This window comes from Micromonospora sp. NPDC005686 (genome assembly GCF_042871665.1).
In the GTDB taxonomy this organism is placed as follows: Bacteria; Actinomycetota; Actinomycetes; order Mycobacteriales; family Micromonosporaceae; genus Micromonospora.
In genome coordinates this window covers 579,666-593,872 of the sequence record NZ_JBIAIY010000003.1, presented here as the reverse complement: position 1 = coordinate 593,872, position 14,207 = coordinate 579,666, and the positions used below count along the sequence as shown (strand labels likewise).

12 protein-coding genes are annotated in these 14,207 nt (G+C 74.7%); 4 read left to right on the top strand and 8 right to left on the bottom strand.

Annotated elements, in window-relative coordinates:
• The first annotated feature begins 61 nt into the window (after positions 1–61).
• Positions 62–616 (top strand): low molecular weight phosphatase family protein, encoded by a 555-nt coding sequence (locus ACFYON_RS09855; protein ID WP_354863526.1) that lies wholly within the window; start codon positions 62–64, stop codon positions 614–616.
• Here the strand turns inward: ACFYON_RS09855 and ACFYON_RS09850 are convergent.
• Positions 597–2,045, bottom strand: a complete 1,449-nt coding sequence (locus ACFYON_RS09850) for a polysaccharide biosynthesis tyrosine autokinase (RefSeq protein WP_354863528.1) — start codon at positions 2,043–2,045, stop codon at positions 597–599. The two genes, ACFYON_RS09855 and ACFYON_RS09850, sit on opposite strands and share 20 nt — an antisense overlap.
• 184 nt (positions 2,046–2,229) lie before the next feature.
• Here ACFYON_RS09850 and ACFYON_RS09845 point away from each other — a divergent pair, with 184 nt between their 5' ends.
• Both ACFYON_RS09845 and nhaA read left to right on the top strand, forming a co-directional pair.
• A complete protein-coding gene (locus tag ACFYON_RS09845; protein ID WP_354863530.1) occupies positions 2,230–4,077 on the top strand; it encodes a polysaccharide biosynthesis protein in 1,848 nt (615 codons plus the stop codon).
• Between the two features lie 161 nt (positions 4,078–4,238).
• Positions 4,239–5,540 carry a Na+/H+ antiporter NhaA gene (nhaA, locus tag ACFYON_RS09840; RefSeq protein ID WP_354863532.1) on the top strand — a complete coding sequence of 434 codons (1,302 nt, stop codon included), beginning with the start codon at positions 4,239–4,241 and terminating at the stop codon, positions 5,538–5,540.
• 57 nt (positions 5,541–5,597) lie between these two features.
• Here nhaA and ACFYON_RS09835 read toward each other — a convergent pair whose 3' ends face one another.
• The 7 genes from ACFYON_RS09835 to ACFYON_RS09805 form a co-directional block, all read right to left on the bottom strand.
• The gene (locus ACFYON_RS09835) at positions 5,598–6,185 is read right to left on the bottom strand and encodes a TMEM165/GDT1 family protein (protein WP_354863534.1); all 588 of its coding nucleotides are present in this window, start codon (positions 6,183–6,185) and stop codon (positions 5,598–5,600) included.
• A gap of 223 nt (positions 6,186–6,408) precedes the next feature.
• Positions 6,409–7,374 carry an L-histidine N(alpha)-methyltransferase gene (egtD, locus tag ACFYON_RS09830; RefSeq protein ID WP_354863536.1) on the bottom strand — a complete coding sequence of 322 codons (966 nt, stop codon included), beginning with the start codon at positions 7,372–7,374 and terminating at the stop codon, positions 6,409–6,411.
• Between the two features lie 32 nt (positions 7,375–7,406).
• A complete protein-coding gene (egtC, locus tag ACFYON_RS09825; protein WP_354863538.1) occupies positions 7,407–8,153 on the bottom strand; it encodes an ergothioneine biosynthesis protein EgtC in 747 nt (248 codons plus the stop codon).
• 9 nt (positions 8,154–8,162) lie between these two features.
• Entirely contained in the window at positions 8,163–9,428 is a 1,266-nt protein-coding gene (gene egtB, locus ACFYON_RS09820) for an ergothioneine biosynthesis protein EgtB (protein ID WP_354864476.1), read from the bottom strand.
• A 38-nt stretch (positions 9,429–9,466) separates the two neighbouring features.
• On the bottom strand, positions 9,467–10,702 hold the full coding sequence (gene egtA, locus ACFYON_RS09815) for an ergothioneine biosynthesis glutamate--cysteine ligase EgtA (RefSeq protein WP_354863540.1): 1,236 nt from the start codon (positions 10,700–10,702) through the stop codon (positions 9,467–9,469).
• A gap of 155 nt (positions 10,703–10,857) precedes the next feature.
• The gene (locus ACFYON_RS09810) at positions 10,858–11,607 is read right to left on the bottom strand and encodes a hypothetical protein (protein WP_355014828.1); all 750 of its coding nucleotides are present in this window, start codon (positions 11,605–11,607) and stop codon (positions 10,858–10,860) included.
• Positions 11,608–11,626: 19 nt separating this feature from the next.
• Positions 11,627–12,262 (bottom strand): RNA polymerase sigma factor, encoded by a 636-nt coding sequence (locus ACFYON_RS09805; protein WP_354863544.1) that lies wholly within the window; start codon positions 12,260–12,262, stop codon positions 11,627–11,629.
• 496 nt (positions 12,263–12,758) lie between these two features.
• Here ACFYON_RS09805 and ACFYON_RS09800 point away from each other — a divergent pair, with 496 nt between their 5' ends.
• A complete protein-coding gene (locus ACFYON_RS09800; protein WP_387188478.1) occupies positions 12,759–14,144 on the top strand; it encodes a serine/threonine-protein kinase in 1,386 nt (461 codons plus the stop codon).
• Positions 14,145–14,207 lie beyond the last annotated feature (63 nt).

Below are 14,207 nucleotides of genomic sequence, written 5' to 3'. Positions count from 1 at the left end.
CCGCCGGAAGAACGCCGTCGCGGCGCCCTCCGTCGCGGCCGCGCCGACGAGAGGGGTGCAGATGGTCGACGAGGTCCTGTTCGTCTGCCACGCGAACATGTGCCGGTCACCGATGGCCGAGTTCATCGCCCGCCGGATGCTGGCCGGCCTGCCGCTGGCGGTGGCCAGCGCGGGCACCGACGCGATCGACGGCGCGGCCATGCACCCGTACGCGGTCGAGGTGACCGCGCGGACCGGCGCGGACCCGGCGGGCTTCCGCACCCGCCGGCTCCGCCCCGAGCACCTGACCAGGGCCGCGCTGGTGCTGACCGCGACCCGCCGGCAACGCTCGGCCTGCACCGCGCTGGCCCCGGCCGCGCTGGCCCGGACGTTCACGCTGCGGCAGTTCGCCCGGCTGGCCACCGCCGCCCGGCCCGCCGAGGCGGAGGCCGGCACGCCGTTGCGAGCGGCGGTGTCGGCGGCCGTCCGCGCCCGAGGGCGGCTGCAACCCGCCGCCCCCGACGCGGAGGACCTGCGCGATCCGATCGGCGGCTCGCCCGCCGACTTCCGGCGTTGCGCCGAGGAGATCGAGCGGTCGATCCGGCCCGTGCTCGCGCTCATCGCGACAGCCGGGTGAGTTCCTGCGTCCGGTCGCCCACGGCCTTCGCGCCGCGGCGGGTACCGGCCCGGTCGGCCGGCACGGAGGGCGCCGCGGGCGGCAGGACCACCTTGTACGCCTCGTACTGGTAGGCGTCCGCCTTGCCCACCTTGGCCATGTTGAGCACGCAGCCGAGCAGGCGTACCGAGACCGAGCGGAGCGCGTGCGCCGCCGCGGCCACCTGACTGCGGGAGGTACGCCCCTGCTGGGTGATCAGGAGCGCGCCGTCGGCCTGCACGGCCACGACCACGCCGTCGGTGACGGCCAGGAGCGGGGCGGTGTCGATGACCACGATGTCCGCCGAGTCCCGCAGCGCGACCAGCAGGTCCGCCATGGACTTGGAGCCGAGCAGCTCGCTCGGATTGGGCGGGGTGGCGCCACTGGGCAGCACCAGCATCGACTTCTCCCCCCAGCGCTGCACCACGTCACCGACCTGGACGTCGCCGACGAGCACGTCGGTGAGGCCGACGCCGCCGTCGAGCCCGAGGTAGTCGGCGACCTTCGGGCGGCGCAGGTCGGCGTCGATCAGCAGCACCCGCCAGCCCGCCTCGGCCAGCGCGATGGCCGTGTTGCAGGCCATCGTGGTCTTGCCCTCGCCCTGCACCGCGCTGGTCACCGCGATGACCCGGGCCGGTTCGTGCACGTCCACGAAGCGCAGGTTGGTGCGCAGCTTGCGGACCGCCTCGGCGCGGGCCGAGGTGGCCGCGTCGCCCACGATGAGCGGCGCCGACCGCGCGCTTGCCTCGTACGGGACCTCGCCCAGCAGCGGACTGCCGGTCACCCGTTGCAGGGCGGCGCCGTCGCGCATCCGGACGTCGGCCAGCCCGCGCAGCACGGCCAGGCCGGCGCCGAGCAGCAGGCCCAGCACACCACCGAGGACCAGGTTGCGGGTGGGCTGCGGTGAGACCGGGCTGGAGGTGACGCGCGGGCCGCTCACCACCTCGATCTTGATCGGTGGGGCCTTGCCGTCCGGTGGCGTCTCGACCTTGCGGACCAGTTCGGTGAACTTCGTCGCGAGCGTCTCGGTGGTCTTCAGCGCCCGGGTCTGGTCGGTGTCGGTGATCGTCGCCTTGAGCAGGACCGTGCCGGTCGTGGTGGCGGTGCTGATCCGGCTGCGCACCTGGTCGGCGGTGAGGCCGAGCGGCGTGTCGGCGACCACGCTCTGCGCCAGCCGGTCGCTGGTGAGCAGGTCACCGTAGGACTTCACCCGCTGCTGGAGGAAGAGGCTGCCCTGGTAGGCGTCGGTGACCCCCTGGCTGGGCGTGGTGACGAAGAACGTCACCGAGGCCTCGTACCGAGGCGCCGTCCGGACCGTCACCAGCGCGGCGGCGCCCAGACCGAGCATCACCACCACCAGCACGATCCACCAGCGGCGTCGGACCAGCCGCAGGTAGCCGAGAACGTCCATCACGCCCCCCCTCGCGACACGCCGGTCTGCCCATGAAACTGCACGAAAGCCCCCTAAATACCCCAGTAACCGTGCCAGGATCGAATCGCCCATTCACGACTTCGCGTGATGAGACGACAGTAAACGACCGGACAGGCATAGACGGTCTAATCCTTTCAATACGGATAGGATGCAGGGACAGCACATGGATCGTGACGCGATCACCCCCGTACAACCCTCCGGCCGGATCACCCACCGCGCCGCCACCTCCTCCCTGTTAACGCTGGACACGGCCGCGTGGTGCGGAGGTTTTCTCGGCGCCGCCTGGACCCGGTACGAGTTCGACCTCACCGCCGCGGTCAGCCTCCGCACCCTCGGCCTGGCGCTGGCCTGCGCGGCGCTGTACGCCGTGCTCACGTTGCTGCGGTTCCGGATCTACGGCAGGTATCCGATCGGCAGCGCCGGCGACGCGCAGGGCCTGGCCGTCACCGTCGCGCTCGTCGCGGCCGCCGGCTTCGCCACCCTGCTGCCGTGGGCAGAGCACCCGGTCCCGGCCAGCACGCCGCTGGTCGGCGGCGCGGTGGCGCTCGTGGTGATGGCGACCGCCCGTGGCCTCTGGCGGGCCCACGCCGACCGCCGGCCGACCACCGCCCGGCACGCCGAACGCTGCCTGGTCTACGGGGTGGACGCGGCGAGCGAGCGGCTCGTCCGGGTGCTGCTGCACGACCCGGACAGCAGCTACCAGCCGGTGGGACTGCTCGACGACGCCCCCGACAGCCGCGGCCTGCGGCTGGAGGGCCTGCGCGTGCTCGGCGGCCGGGAGCAGGTAGGCGCCGCCGTCCGGACCACCCGGGCGAGCACCGTCATCTTCTCGATGAGCGGCTCCGACCCGCGGTTGCTGCGCGACGTGCGCACCCGCACGCTGGAGGCCGGTGCGGCGTTCAAGGTCCTGCCGCCGGTGCGCGAGGTGCTCGACCGCCCGGTGGCCGCCACCGACGTCCGCGACCTCCAGCCCACCGACCTGCTGGGCCGCGCGCACCGGGTGGCCGAGCTGAGCGTGGAGCGCGGCGGGCTGGCCGGCCGCCGGGTGCTCGTCACCGGCGCCGGCGGGTCGATCGGCTCGGAACTGTGCCGGCAGATCGCCCGCTGCGAGCCGGACGAGCTGATGATGCTCGACCGCGACGAGTCCGCGTTGCACGCGTTGCAGATGTCCCTGCACGGGCGCGCGCTGCTGGACGGGCCGGAGCTGATCCTGGCCGACATCCGCGACGCCGAGGGCATCGCCCGGGTGGTCGCCGACCGGCAGCCCGACGTGGTGTTCCACGCCGCGGCGCTCAAGCACCTCACGCTGCTCCAGCGCCACCCCGGCGAGGCGATCAAGAGCAACATCCTGGGTACGCTCAACGTGCTGGAGGCGTGCCGGGACGTCGCCGAGTTCGTGAACATCTCCACCGACAAGGCGGCCAACCCGGCGAGCGTCCTGGGCTACTCCAAGAGGATCACCGAGCGGCTGACCGCCTACCACGCGCAGCGGCTCGACGGCAGATACCTCAGCGTCCGGTTCGGCAACGTGCTCAGCAGCCGAGGTTCGGTGCTCACCGCGTTCCAGGCGCAGATCCGGACCGGCGTGCCGATCACCGTCACCCACCCCGAGGTCACCAGATACTTCATGACCGTCCAGGAGGCGGTGCACCTGGTGCTCCAGGCCGCGACGATCGGCCGGGGCGGCGAGGCGCTGGTGCTCGACATGGGCGAGCCGGTCCGGATCGCCGACGTGGCACGCCGGCTGGCCGCCGAGGCGGGCCGGCCGGTGGAGATCGTGTTCACCGGCCTGCGCCCGGGCGAGAAGCTGCACGAGCACCTGTTCGGCGCCGACGAGGTGGACAGCCGCCCGCTGCACCCGTTGATCTCCCACGTCGCGGTGCCCGAGCTGGATCCGGACGAGGTCCGCGGGCTGGACCCGTACGCCGACCCGGAGGAACTGGTCAAGCGGATGGCCGCCTTCTGCGAGCCGGCCGGTGCGCCCCTGCCGGCGCTGCCCGGGCAACGCTGACTGCCGGACGACGGGACGCCGCACCCACGAGGTGGGATCGGCGTCCCGTCGGCCGGAGACCGGCTCGCGCGGACGGCCGGTGCTCGATAGGGTTGGCCCAGGTGTGCCGGGAAGCCTGGTCGGCGATGACTCCGCCGACCCCAGCTTCCGAACGGACCCACATGCACCAGCACACCCCGCGCCGCCCCCGCCTGCTGTCCCGCCGCTCCTGGCCGGAGGCCCGCTTCCTGGCCGACGTGCTGCGCACCGAGACGGTCGGCGGCGGCCTGCTGCTGCTCGGCGCGGTGCTCGCCCTGATCTGGGCCAACTCGCCGTGGCGGGCCGGGTACACCGAACTGAGCCGCTGGGTGCCCTGGCCCGGCGGCGCCGGGCTGCACCTGGACCTCGACCTGCGCACCTGGGCCGCCGACGGGCTGCTGGCGATCTTCTTCTTCGTGGTCGGTCTGGAACTCAAGCGCGAGTTCGTCGCCGGTGACCTGCGTGACCCCCGGCGGGCCGCGTTGCCGGTGATCGCCGCGCTCGGCGGCATGGTCGCCCCCGCGCTGATCTACCTGGCGGTGACGCTCAGCGCCGGTGGCACGGGCCTGCGCGGATGGGCCATCCCCACCGCCACCGACATCGCCTTCGCGCTCGCCGTGCTCGCCGTGATCAGTTCCCACCTGCCGCAAGGGCTGCGTGCCTTCCTGCTCACCCTCGCCGTGGTCGACGACCTCTTCGCGATCACCATCATCGCGATCTTCTACACCGCCGGGTTCCAGCCGTTGCCGCTGCTCGCCGCGCTGCTGCCGATCGCCGCGTTCGGGCTGCTCGTGCAGCGGCGGCGCACCTGGTGGTGGGCGCTGATCCCGCTCGCGGTGACCGCCTGGGCGCTGGTGCACACCTCCGGCGTGCACGCCACTGTGGCGGGCGTGCTGCTCGGGTTCACCGTGCCGGTGCTGCGCGGGCGCGACGGCGCACCCGGCCTGGCCGAGCGGCTGGAACACCGCTGGCGGCCCGTCTCCGCCGGCCTGGCCGTACCGGTCTTCGCCTTCTTCGCCGCCGGGGTGACGCTGGTCGGTGTGGACCTGGGCGGCGTGCTCGGCAACCCGGTGGTGCTCGCGGTGGCCGCCGGGCTGGTGCTCGGCAAGGTGATCGGCGTGTTCGGCTCGACGTACCTGCTCGCCCGGTTCACCCGGGCCGAACTGGACGAGGAGATCACCTGGGCCGATCTGCTCGGGCTGGCGCTGCTGGCCGGCATCGGCTTCACCGTGTCGCTGCTCATCGGCGAGCTGGCCTTCGGCGCCGGCAGCCCGGAGGAGGACGGCGTGAAGGTGGCAGTGCTGCTCGCCTCGCTGACCTCGGCCCTGCTCGCCTCGGTGGTGCTGGTCCGCCGCAACCGGGCCTACCGGCGGATCAGCGAACGGGAGAGCCGGGACGCCGACGGTGACGGCATTCCGGACGTCTACCAGGAGCGCCCGGCCTGACGGCGACGGCACCGGCCGCCGTCCCCGCTGGGGGGACGGCGGCCGGTGCCGCTGCGGTCAGTTCAGCTCGGTGACCGCCTCGAAGACCAACCACAGGCCGCAGATGGCGAACAGCACCGCCGCGCCGTAGCGGATGGCCCGCTCCGGCAGGTGCCGGCCGAGCATCCGACCCACCATGATCGCCAGCGCGTCCGCGGCGACCATGCCGAGCGTCGAGCCGAGCCAGGTGCCGAACCAGCCGTACTTGGTGGCCAGCGTGATGGTGGCGAGCATGGTCTTGTCGCCCAGCTCGGCCAGGAAGAACGCCACGCCGACGGCGATGACCGCGGAGCGGCCGCCACGCTCGGCCTTGCGCTTCTCCTCCTCGGTCAGCCGGTCGCCGCGCAGCGTCCACGCGCCGAAGCCGAGGAACGCCAGACCGGCGATGAGCGAGATCCACCCGGTGGGCAGGGCGGCGTTCAGGCCGTACCCGATGGCCACCGAGGCCAGGTGGACGACGGCGGTGGCGATCGTGATGCCGATGAGCACCGGCACCGGCTTGAATCGCGTGGCGAACGTCAGCGCCATGAGCTGGGACTTGTCGCCCAGCTCGGCGACGAAGATGACGCCGAAGCTGACCACCAGCGCGACGAGGAAACCCTCCATGTGAACCTTCCCGATCAAGCCGGGAGGAGGAACGGGGGCGCCCTCGACCCGGCTGCGACAGCCTGAGTCGAAGGTCTCGCCCGCCCCGGAGACCGGGGCCGCGTGGCCGGGTGCGGAACGCACCAGTGTGTCGACCACGACATTGGGGGCTACTCCCCTTCGCGCCAACCAGCCTAGCCGATCGCCGGCCGGCCCGGTCACCGGGTGTGGATCATGGCGCCCCTCAGTCGGCCCGGGCCAGGCTCACCCCGAACAACCCGTCCGGATCGGTCCAGAACGCCCGGCTGTCGAACCCCGCGGCGGTCAGCTCGGCGGCGATCCCCTCCGGGCGGAACTTCGCCGACACCTCGGTACGCAGCTCCTCACCGGCGGCGAACAGCACGTCGGTGTCCAGGATCCGCACCCGGGTCGGGTGCTCGGTGCGCAACCGCATCTCGATCCACTCCCGCTCGGGATCCCAGACGGCCACGTGGCGGAACGCGTCGACGTCGAAGTCCGCGCCCAGCTCGCGGTTGATCACCCGGAGCACGTTGCGGTTGAACTCGGCGGTCACGCCCGCCGCGTCGTCGTAGGCGGGCACGATCACGCCCGGGTCCTTGACCAGGTCGGTGCCGACCAGCAGCCAGTCGCCGCTCTCCAGCGCCGCGCGCATCGCGGTGAGGAACCCGGCGCGCTCCGCCGGCAGCAGGTTGCCGATGGTGCCGCCGAGGAACGCCACCAGGCGCCGGCCCCCGGTGGGCAGCCGGTCCAGGTGGCGGGTGAAGTCGCCGACGATCCCCCGGACCCGCAGCCCCGGGTACGCGGCGGCGATCTGCTCGGTGGACGACCGCAACGCGCTCACCGACACGTCCAGCGGCACGAACGTCCCCAGGTCGCCGTGGCGGGTGAACGCATCCAGCAGCAGCCGGGTCTTCTCCGACGAACCCGAGCCCAGCTCGATCAGCGTCTTCGCGCCGGTCGTCGTGGCCACGTCGGCGGCGTGCGCGGCGAGCACCGCCCGCTCGGCCCGGGTCGGGTAGTACTCCGGCAGGCGGGTGATCTCCTCGAACAGCTCGCTGCCCCGGGTGTCGTAGAACCACTTCGGCGGCAGCCACTTCGGCGTGTCGGCCAGCCCGACCCGCACGTCCTCCCGCAGACCACGGTCGAGGTCCTGCTGCTCCAGGTGGATCTCCAGCGGCTCCGCGCTCATCGAGTGTCCTCTCTTACGGTGGGTACGGATCGTCAGGCGGCGGTAGTCTCCCGCACGTCGAGCCCGCCCGCGGTCGCCACCACGAGCCGGCCGTCGGGCACGGACCGCCAGGCCGGGTCGTCGTCGAACGGTTCGGACGCCAGCAGCACCGAGTCCGGGCCGCGGCGCACCGACAGCGCGTGCCCGGCCGTGCTCGCCACCACCGTCGTACCGTCGGTGAGCAGCAGGTTCAGCCGCGAGCCGGGAGCGGCGGCGGTCACCGCCGCGACGGTGTCCGCCACCGCCACGTCCGGCGGGGCGCCGCCGCGCAGCCGGTGCCGGACCAGCGCCCACAGCACGGCCGAGTCGGTCGGCACGTCCAGGGTGATCAGGTCGCGGACGGGCAGGCCGGCGGCGAGCGGGACCAGGCTGTCCGGCCAGCCCCGCACCACGCCGTTGTGGCTGAACAACCACCGCCCCTCGGCGAAGGGGGCGGCGGCGGTCTCGTGCAGCGGCATGCCGACGGTGGCGGAACGGACGGCGGCCAGCACCGCGCCCGCGCGGGTCACGGCGGCCAGCTCCGGCAGCGTGGTGTCGCTCCACATCGGCTGGGCCCGCCGGTAACGGACCGGGTCGCCGTCGCCCGCGTACCAGGCGACGCCGAAGCCGTCGGCGTTTATCGTGCCGCCGCCGCGCATGTCACGCGGCGCCCACGACTGGCGCAGCAGCCCGTACGGCGGGTCGGACAGCAGGTCGCGCAGGAGCACGGGTGGACCGAGGTACGCGAGGTGACGGCACATCGAGCCGGCTCACTCCTCCGGCCCGGCGTCGCGGGCGCAGCGGAAGCCGCTGAAGATCTGCCGCCGGATCGGGTAGTCCCAGTTGCGGAACGTGCTCCGGCAGGCGGACCGGTCGGTGCCGAACGAGCCACCGCGCAGCACCCGGTGGTCGTCGCCGAAGAAGACCTCCGAGTACTCCCGGTACGGGAACGCGGTGAAGCCCGGGTGCCCCCGGAACGGCGAGGAGGTCCACTCCCAGACGTCGCCGACGAGCTGGTGCACGCCCAGCGGCGAGGCGCCGGCCGGGTACGCGCCGACCGGCGCCGGCCACAGGTGCCGCTGGCCCAGGTTGGCGTGCTCGCCGGCCGGGTCCTCGTCGCCCCACGGGTAGCGCCGGGACCGGCCGGTCGCCGGGTCCCAGCGGGCCGCCTTCTCCCACTCCGCCTCCGTCGGCAGCCGCTTGCCGGCCCACGCCGCGTACGCCTGCGCCTCGTACCAGCAGACGTGCACCACCGGCTCGTCGTCGCGGACCGCCGACCAGCGGCCGAACCGGCGGTACGCCCAGCCGTCCCCGTCGCGCCGCCAGTGCAGCGGCGCGCTCAGGTCCGCCTCGACGCGGTGCCGCCAGCCGGCCTCGCCCCACCAGCGCGGCTCGTCGTAGCCGCCGTCGGCGACGAACGCCCGGTACTGCCCGTTGGTCACCGGCGCGGCGTCGATGAAGAACGCGGGCAGGTCGACGGTGTGCGCCGGACGCTCGTTGTCCAGCGCCCACGGGTCGGTGGAGGTGCCCATCGTGAACGGCCCGGCCGGCACCCGTACCTCCCCGCCGACCCGGGCCCGGGGCTCCGGCGGGGGCGGCGCGTCCAGCACCGGGGCGCCGGCGCGCAGCTGGTGGGTGGCGAGCATGGTCTCGTCGTGCTGCTGCTCGTGCTGCACGATCATGCCGAACGCGAACCCGTCGGCGACGAGGGGCCCCTCCGTGAAGCGGATGCCGTCGAGCAGGTCGAACACCTTGTCCCGCACGGTCCGCACGTAGGCGCGGGCCTCGGCGGGCGGCAGCAGCGGCAGCGCCGGCCGGTCCTTGCGGGGCTGCTTGAACGCGTCGTAGAGGTCGTCGATGTCGTGGCGCACCGGGTCACGGCCGCCGACGTCGCGGACCAGCCACAGCTCCTCCTGGTTGCCGACGTGCGCCAGGTCCCAGACCAGCGGCGACATCAGCGTGGAGTGCTGCCGGACCAGGTCGTCGTCGTCCACCGCATCGGTCAGCAGGGCGGTACGGGCCCGGGTCCGCTCCATCTCGGCGGCGATTCGGTCGCGTAGTCGCTCGGTGGTGGTCACCGGTGTCCCCTCTCCGCGGCAGCGCGGCGCCGCCGGATCGCTCGTTCGGTCTCGTCGTGGATGCCGTCCGGCAGGCCGAGCCGGGGCAGGGCCGTCAGGGCCAGGTCGAACAGCGCCGCCGCGGCGCTCGCCAGCGGACGCTCTGCCAGCCCGCACCGGGCCGCCGCGCGCCACCGGTCGGCGACCGGAGCGGCCACGGCGAGCGCGTCCAGGGTGGTGGCCGGGTCGGCGAAGAGCGCTGCCAGCACCGCCAGCGGCACCGTCCACTCCGGGCCGGGCTGGGTGTCCAGGTAGCGCAGTTCCAGGTAGCCGCGCGGGCGCACCGGCGGGAACAGCGTGCTGACGTGGTATTCCAGGTCGTCGGTGGTGGGCGGGCGGGGCAGCGCGCCGGCCAGCCAGTCGGCGAACGTGACACCGGGCGGCGCGGTCCAGTCCGGGCCGTCGCCGCGTACGCACAGCAGCGGCGCGGCGAGCGCGTACCCGGTCCAGGCCGTCACCGGGTCCTCGTCGGCGCGCTGCGGCGACCACACCGGCCTGGTCCGGGCCGGGTCGATGGCCAGCCAGGTGGCCATCCGGGCGGACGCCCAGCCGGTGCGGCGGCCCGCATGCCGGTCGGCGGTGGCGAACGCGGCGAGCAGCGGCGGGCCGACGGCGTGCGCGGCGGCCCATCGCTGCGCGAAGTGGTGCGGCTCGCCCGCGTCCAGGCAGACCTGGAGGCCGGCGGTGCTGTACATCATCGCCCGTCCGGCCGGGCCGCGCCGGTCGAAGGCGCAGCGCATGGCCCGGTAGCGGGGGGTCTCCACGACGGGCCGGGGCAGACGCCAGGGGTCGATCCCGCTGCGGCCGAGCACCAGGCCGGCGGCGTCCAGCCGGGCCCGCAGCTCGGCGACGTCTGCCTCGGTGGCCAGGATGAGCGCGGCAACCGACGATCGCGGTGTCGCGGAGATCTCCACCTGCCCGCCGGGCTCCACGGTCACGGCGCCGCCGCGCCGGAGCTCGTCGGCCGGGCTGGTGGGATCGAGGGTCACGGGGCTGTGCCGCCCCAGCGCCTCGCGTAGTCGCTCGCGGTCGACCGGCCGGGCCGGGTCCGCGGCGTCGTGCACGGTCCACTCCAGTTCGACGCCGACGAGTGCGGGGGGCCCGGTCTTGAAGCAGATCCGGGCGAGGTGGCCCCGGGCCGCCTCCTCGTCCCCCAGGACGACTGCCCGGTCCAGGTCCGGCGACATCACCATGGGACGGCTCCTCCTCGGCGATGGGCGACGACGTCGTCGCGACGCGCCCGGCCGGGACGGCACGGGACGCCGCCCCACCATCCTCTGTCTAGCAGACGAGATCCGCTTGCCCGGAGAGATGAAATTTTGTCCGGAATCTGATTGCGCCGCGGCGTTCAGTCGTCCGTCCGCGGACCCGGGCGCTCGGGCTCCGGCTCGTCGTCCGGGTCGTCCGCCGGCGCGCCGACCAGGTTCCGGCAGTAGCTCTCCACCTGCTCGGGGCCGCCCGCGGCGGCCACCAGGTCGGCGAAGCCCGGCGTGGTGAGCGCCTTCTCCCGCTGCCGCTCCGACTTGGCCAGGTAGGCGCGGCAGTGGCCGGCCATCCGGCCCGTGGGGGCCGGGGACGCGGGTGGCCCGGCCTTGGCGCTCGGTGTCCCGGACGGCGCCGGTGGCGACGCCGCGTCGGACGCGTCACCGGCCGGGGTGCTCGGCGCCGGCCGGGACGGCCCGGTGACGGCGGGGCCGGTGCCGGTCGGTCCGGCGCCGGTGGGGCCGGCCGTCGTCGCGGGCGGGACAACCGGCTCGGGAGGGCGGTCCAGGCGCACGGCGGCGAACGCCACCCCGGCGACCGCGGTGGCGGCCAGCCCGGACAGCGCGGCGGCGATCCGCAGGCGCCGACGCGGGCGCGGCGCGGCCACCGCTGCCGCCGCCGGGGCCGTCCCGGCCGCCTCGCGGGCCGCCCGGAAGGCGGCGAGCGCCCGCTCCTCCCCGGCGATCTCGCCGGGGACCGCCGGTCCGGCAGCGGCGGACAGCAGCCGGGTCAGCGGGTCGGCGTCGGTCCCCGGCGGTGTGCCGACACGCGCCGCGTCGAGCAGGCGGTCGGATTCCGCCCGGTCGGCGGGCCCGCCGGACCGGCGAGCGTGCATGCCGTCGTCTCCCCTCACGTCAGCCCTCCGCCGGCTCGGCCTCGGGCGCGTGCGGCACCTGGCGGTCGGTACGGGGACGCGACGCGACGGCGTCCCGGGCGTCGTCCGGCGCGGCCTGCGCCGCCGAGCGCTCCAGCAGCGCGGCCAGCCGGCGCAGGCCCCGGTGCGCGGCGGTACGAACCGCACCGGGACGCCGGCCCAGCACCCGCCCGGCCGTCTCCGCGTCCAGGCCGATGACGGCCCGCAGCATCACCGCCTCGGCCTCGGCCGGCGGCAGCGTACGGATCAGCGCCAACGCGCTCTCGGTGGCGATCGCCTCACCGGCCCGGTCGGCGGTGTCGACGTCGGCGGCCAGGTCGTTGAGCGCCTGCACGGGCACCGGCACGGAGGGACGCCGCCGCTGCCGGCGCAGATGGTCCATGGCTCGGTTGCGGGCGATCGTGACCACCCAGGCGCGGAACTCGCCGCCGGTGAACGACGGCAGGTCGCGCGAGATCTGGAGCCACGCCTCCGAGGCCACGTCCTCGGCGTCGGCGCCGACGAGCGCGGTCAGGTAGCGCAGCAGCGCGGGTTGCAGGCTGCGGTAGAGGAAACGGAACGCCTCCTCGTCGCCCGCCTGCGCCCCGGCGACCGCCTCGTTCAGCTCGGCCGTCACGCTCGCCGTCCCGTGACGGCCCGACGCCGGGCGTCGACGGGAGCCGACCACACCGCCATCCGCACTCGGCCCCCCGGTGAGCTGATCAGGCACGCGCACGAGCGTGCGGTGCGCCTTGGACACTGCCGCGCGGCACGGGCGTCGGCGGGACATACCGTACCGGCGCCCCGGGGCAGCCGGGAGTCGGGCCGACACCGGGAGGGACCGGGTGCTTCGCAAGCCGTCGGAGGCGGGGAAAACAGAGAGAAATGTCTAGCCCTGCCATCGGCGTGTCGGGGTAACACTCAGGGCGGTCGCGACGCTCCCCCGGACGGATCACCGCCGGTACGGCGGACCGCGAGCGCGGGGGCGCCTGACTTTCTGGCCGATCGTACCGGGTCGATCACGATCAGCCGATCGGCGTCCCGGCTGCCGGACACCCGGCCGTTCGGGCCGGCGGAGCCGGACGCGGATATCGCGGGAAATACTTCGCGCCTGCTGTGGGTACGGTATGGGGGTGCTGTCCTCAGACGTCGTACTCAGCGGTCGGTACCGCCTGGATGACCGTGTCGCCACCGGCGGCATGGGCGACGTCTGGCGTGCCACCGACCTGGTCCTCGGTCGCCAGGTCGCGGTGAAGGTGCTGCTTCCCGCCCTGGTGTCCGACCCCGACTTCATCGCCCGATTCCGTTCCGAGGCGCGGATCATGGCCTCGCTGCGCAATCCCGGCGTGGTCCAGGTCTTCGACTGCGGCGAGGACGAGCTGCCCAGCGGCGGGCGGGCCGACTACCTGGTGATGGAGTTCGTCGCCGGTGAGCCGCTGTCGCGGCGGATCGAGACCGCCGGGCAGCTCGAGGTCGCCGAGACAATGTCGATCGTGGCCCAGGTGGCGCAGGCGCTGCACGCGGCGCACGGCCGGGGCATCGTCCACCGGGACGTGAAGCCGAGCAACCTGCTCGTGCAGGACGACGGCACCGTGGTCCTGGTCGACTTCGGGGTGGCCCGCTCGACCAACGTCACGAGCATCACCAGCACGAACGCGGTGCCCGGCACCGCCCTCTACATGGCGCCGGAGCAGGCCGCCGGCCGGCCCGTCTCGGGCGCCACCGACGTGTACGCGCTCGGCGCCGTCGCGTACTGCTGCCTCACCGGCAGCCCGCCGTTCACCGGCGACAACCCCCTCCAGGTGGCCGTACGCCATCTCGACGACGAGCCGCCGGAGCTGCCGGCGGAGATCCCCGCGTCGGTGCGGGAACTGGTGTCGCGGGCGCTGGCGAAGGACCCGGCCGACCGCTACGCGAGCGCTGCGGCGATGGCCGACGCGGCCCGGGCCGCGCGTACCGACACGTCGACCGCGACGGTGGCGCTGCGCGGCGCGGCGGGTACGGGGCGGTCCCGCGACGACCAGCCGGCGGTCCGCCCGGGCGCCGCGGTGGCGACGTCGCGGCGGCGGGGCCGGCGCGGCACGCTCGTCGGGGCGCTGGGCGCGGTGCTGGTGGCGATTGGCGCGCTGGGCGCGCTGTTGGCGGCCGCGAACGACACGGCCGAACCGGCTACGAAGATCGACAAGACGGCGCCCGCGGTGGCGCCGAGCGACCAGGCCGCCGAGCCGGTCGCCGACGAGCCGTCGGCGGACGACGACTACTACACCTACCGCCCGGCCGGTCCGGGCGGCCGGGCGTCGGCCACGCCATCGGTGACGCCGAGCGCCTCGGCGATCCCGTCGGCGCAGCCGAGCGTGACTGACGAGCCGGCCCCGACGGACGAGCCGAGCAGCACGCCGTCCAGCGCGCCGACGACGACGGCACCCACCACGGCGCCGGCGCCGGACCCGACCACCGCCGACCCCGGCACCGGCACCGGCGGCGGAGACACCGGCGGGCAGCCGGCCACGCAGCCCTGACCCACGGCACCCACGAGCCGGTCCCGCCCACGGCGGAGCCGGCTCGTCCGTGTCCGGACCGAG

Excerpts from the sequence above, each read along its gene's own strand:
- ACFYON_RS09855 (WP_354863526.1), top strand. The coding sequence starts at position 62 with ATGGTCGACGAGGTCCTGTTCGTCTGCCACGCGAACATGTGCCGGTCA.
- ACFYON_RS09850 (WP_354863528.1), bottom strand. The coding sequence starts at position 2,045 with ATGGACGTTCTCGGCTACCTGCGGCTGGTCCGACGCCGCTGGTGGATC.
- ACFYON_RS09845 (WP_354863530.1), top strand. The coding sequence starts at position 2,230 with ATGGATCGTGACGCGATCACCCCCGTACAACCCTCCGGCCGGATCACC.
- nhaA (WP_354863532.1), top strand. The coding sequence starts at position 4,239 with ATGCACCAGCACACCCCGCGCCGCCCCCGCCTGCTGTCCCGCCGCTCC.
- ACFYON_RS09835 (WP_354863534.1), bottom strand. The coding sequence starts at position 6,185 with ATGGAGGGTTTCCTCGTCGCGCTGGTGGTCAGCTTCGGCGTCATCTTC.
- egtD (WP_354863536.1), bottom strand. The coding sequence starts at position 7,374 with ATGAGCGCGGAGCCGCTGGAGATCCACCTGGAGCAGCAGGACCTCGAC.
- egtC (WP_354863538.1), bottom strand. The coding sequence starts at position 8,153 with ATGTGCCGTCACCTCGCGTACCTCGGTCCACCCGTGCTCCTGCGCGAC.
- egtB (WP_354864476.1), bottom strand. The coding sequence starts at position 9,428 with ATGGAGCGGACCCGGGCCCGTACCGCCCTGCTGACCGATGCGGTGGAC.
- egtA (WP_354863540.1), bottom strand. The coding sequence starts at position 10,702 with ATGGTGATGTCGCCGGACCTGGACCGGGCAGTCGTCCTGGGGGACGAG.
- ACFYON_RS09810 (WP_355014828.1), bottom strand. The coding sequence starts at position 11,607 with ATGCACGCTCGCCGGTCCGGCGGGCCCGCCGACCGGGCGGAATCCGAC.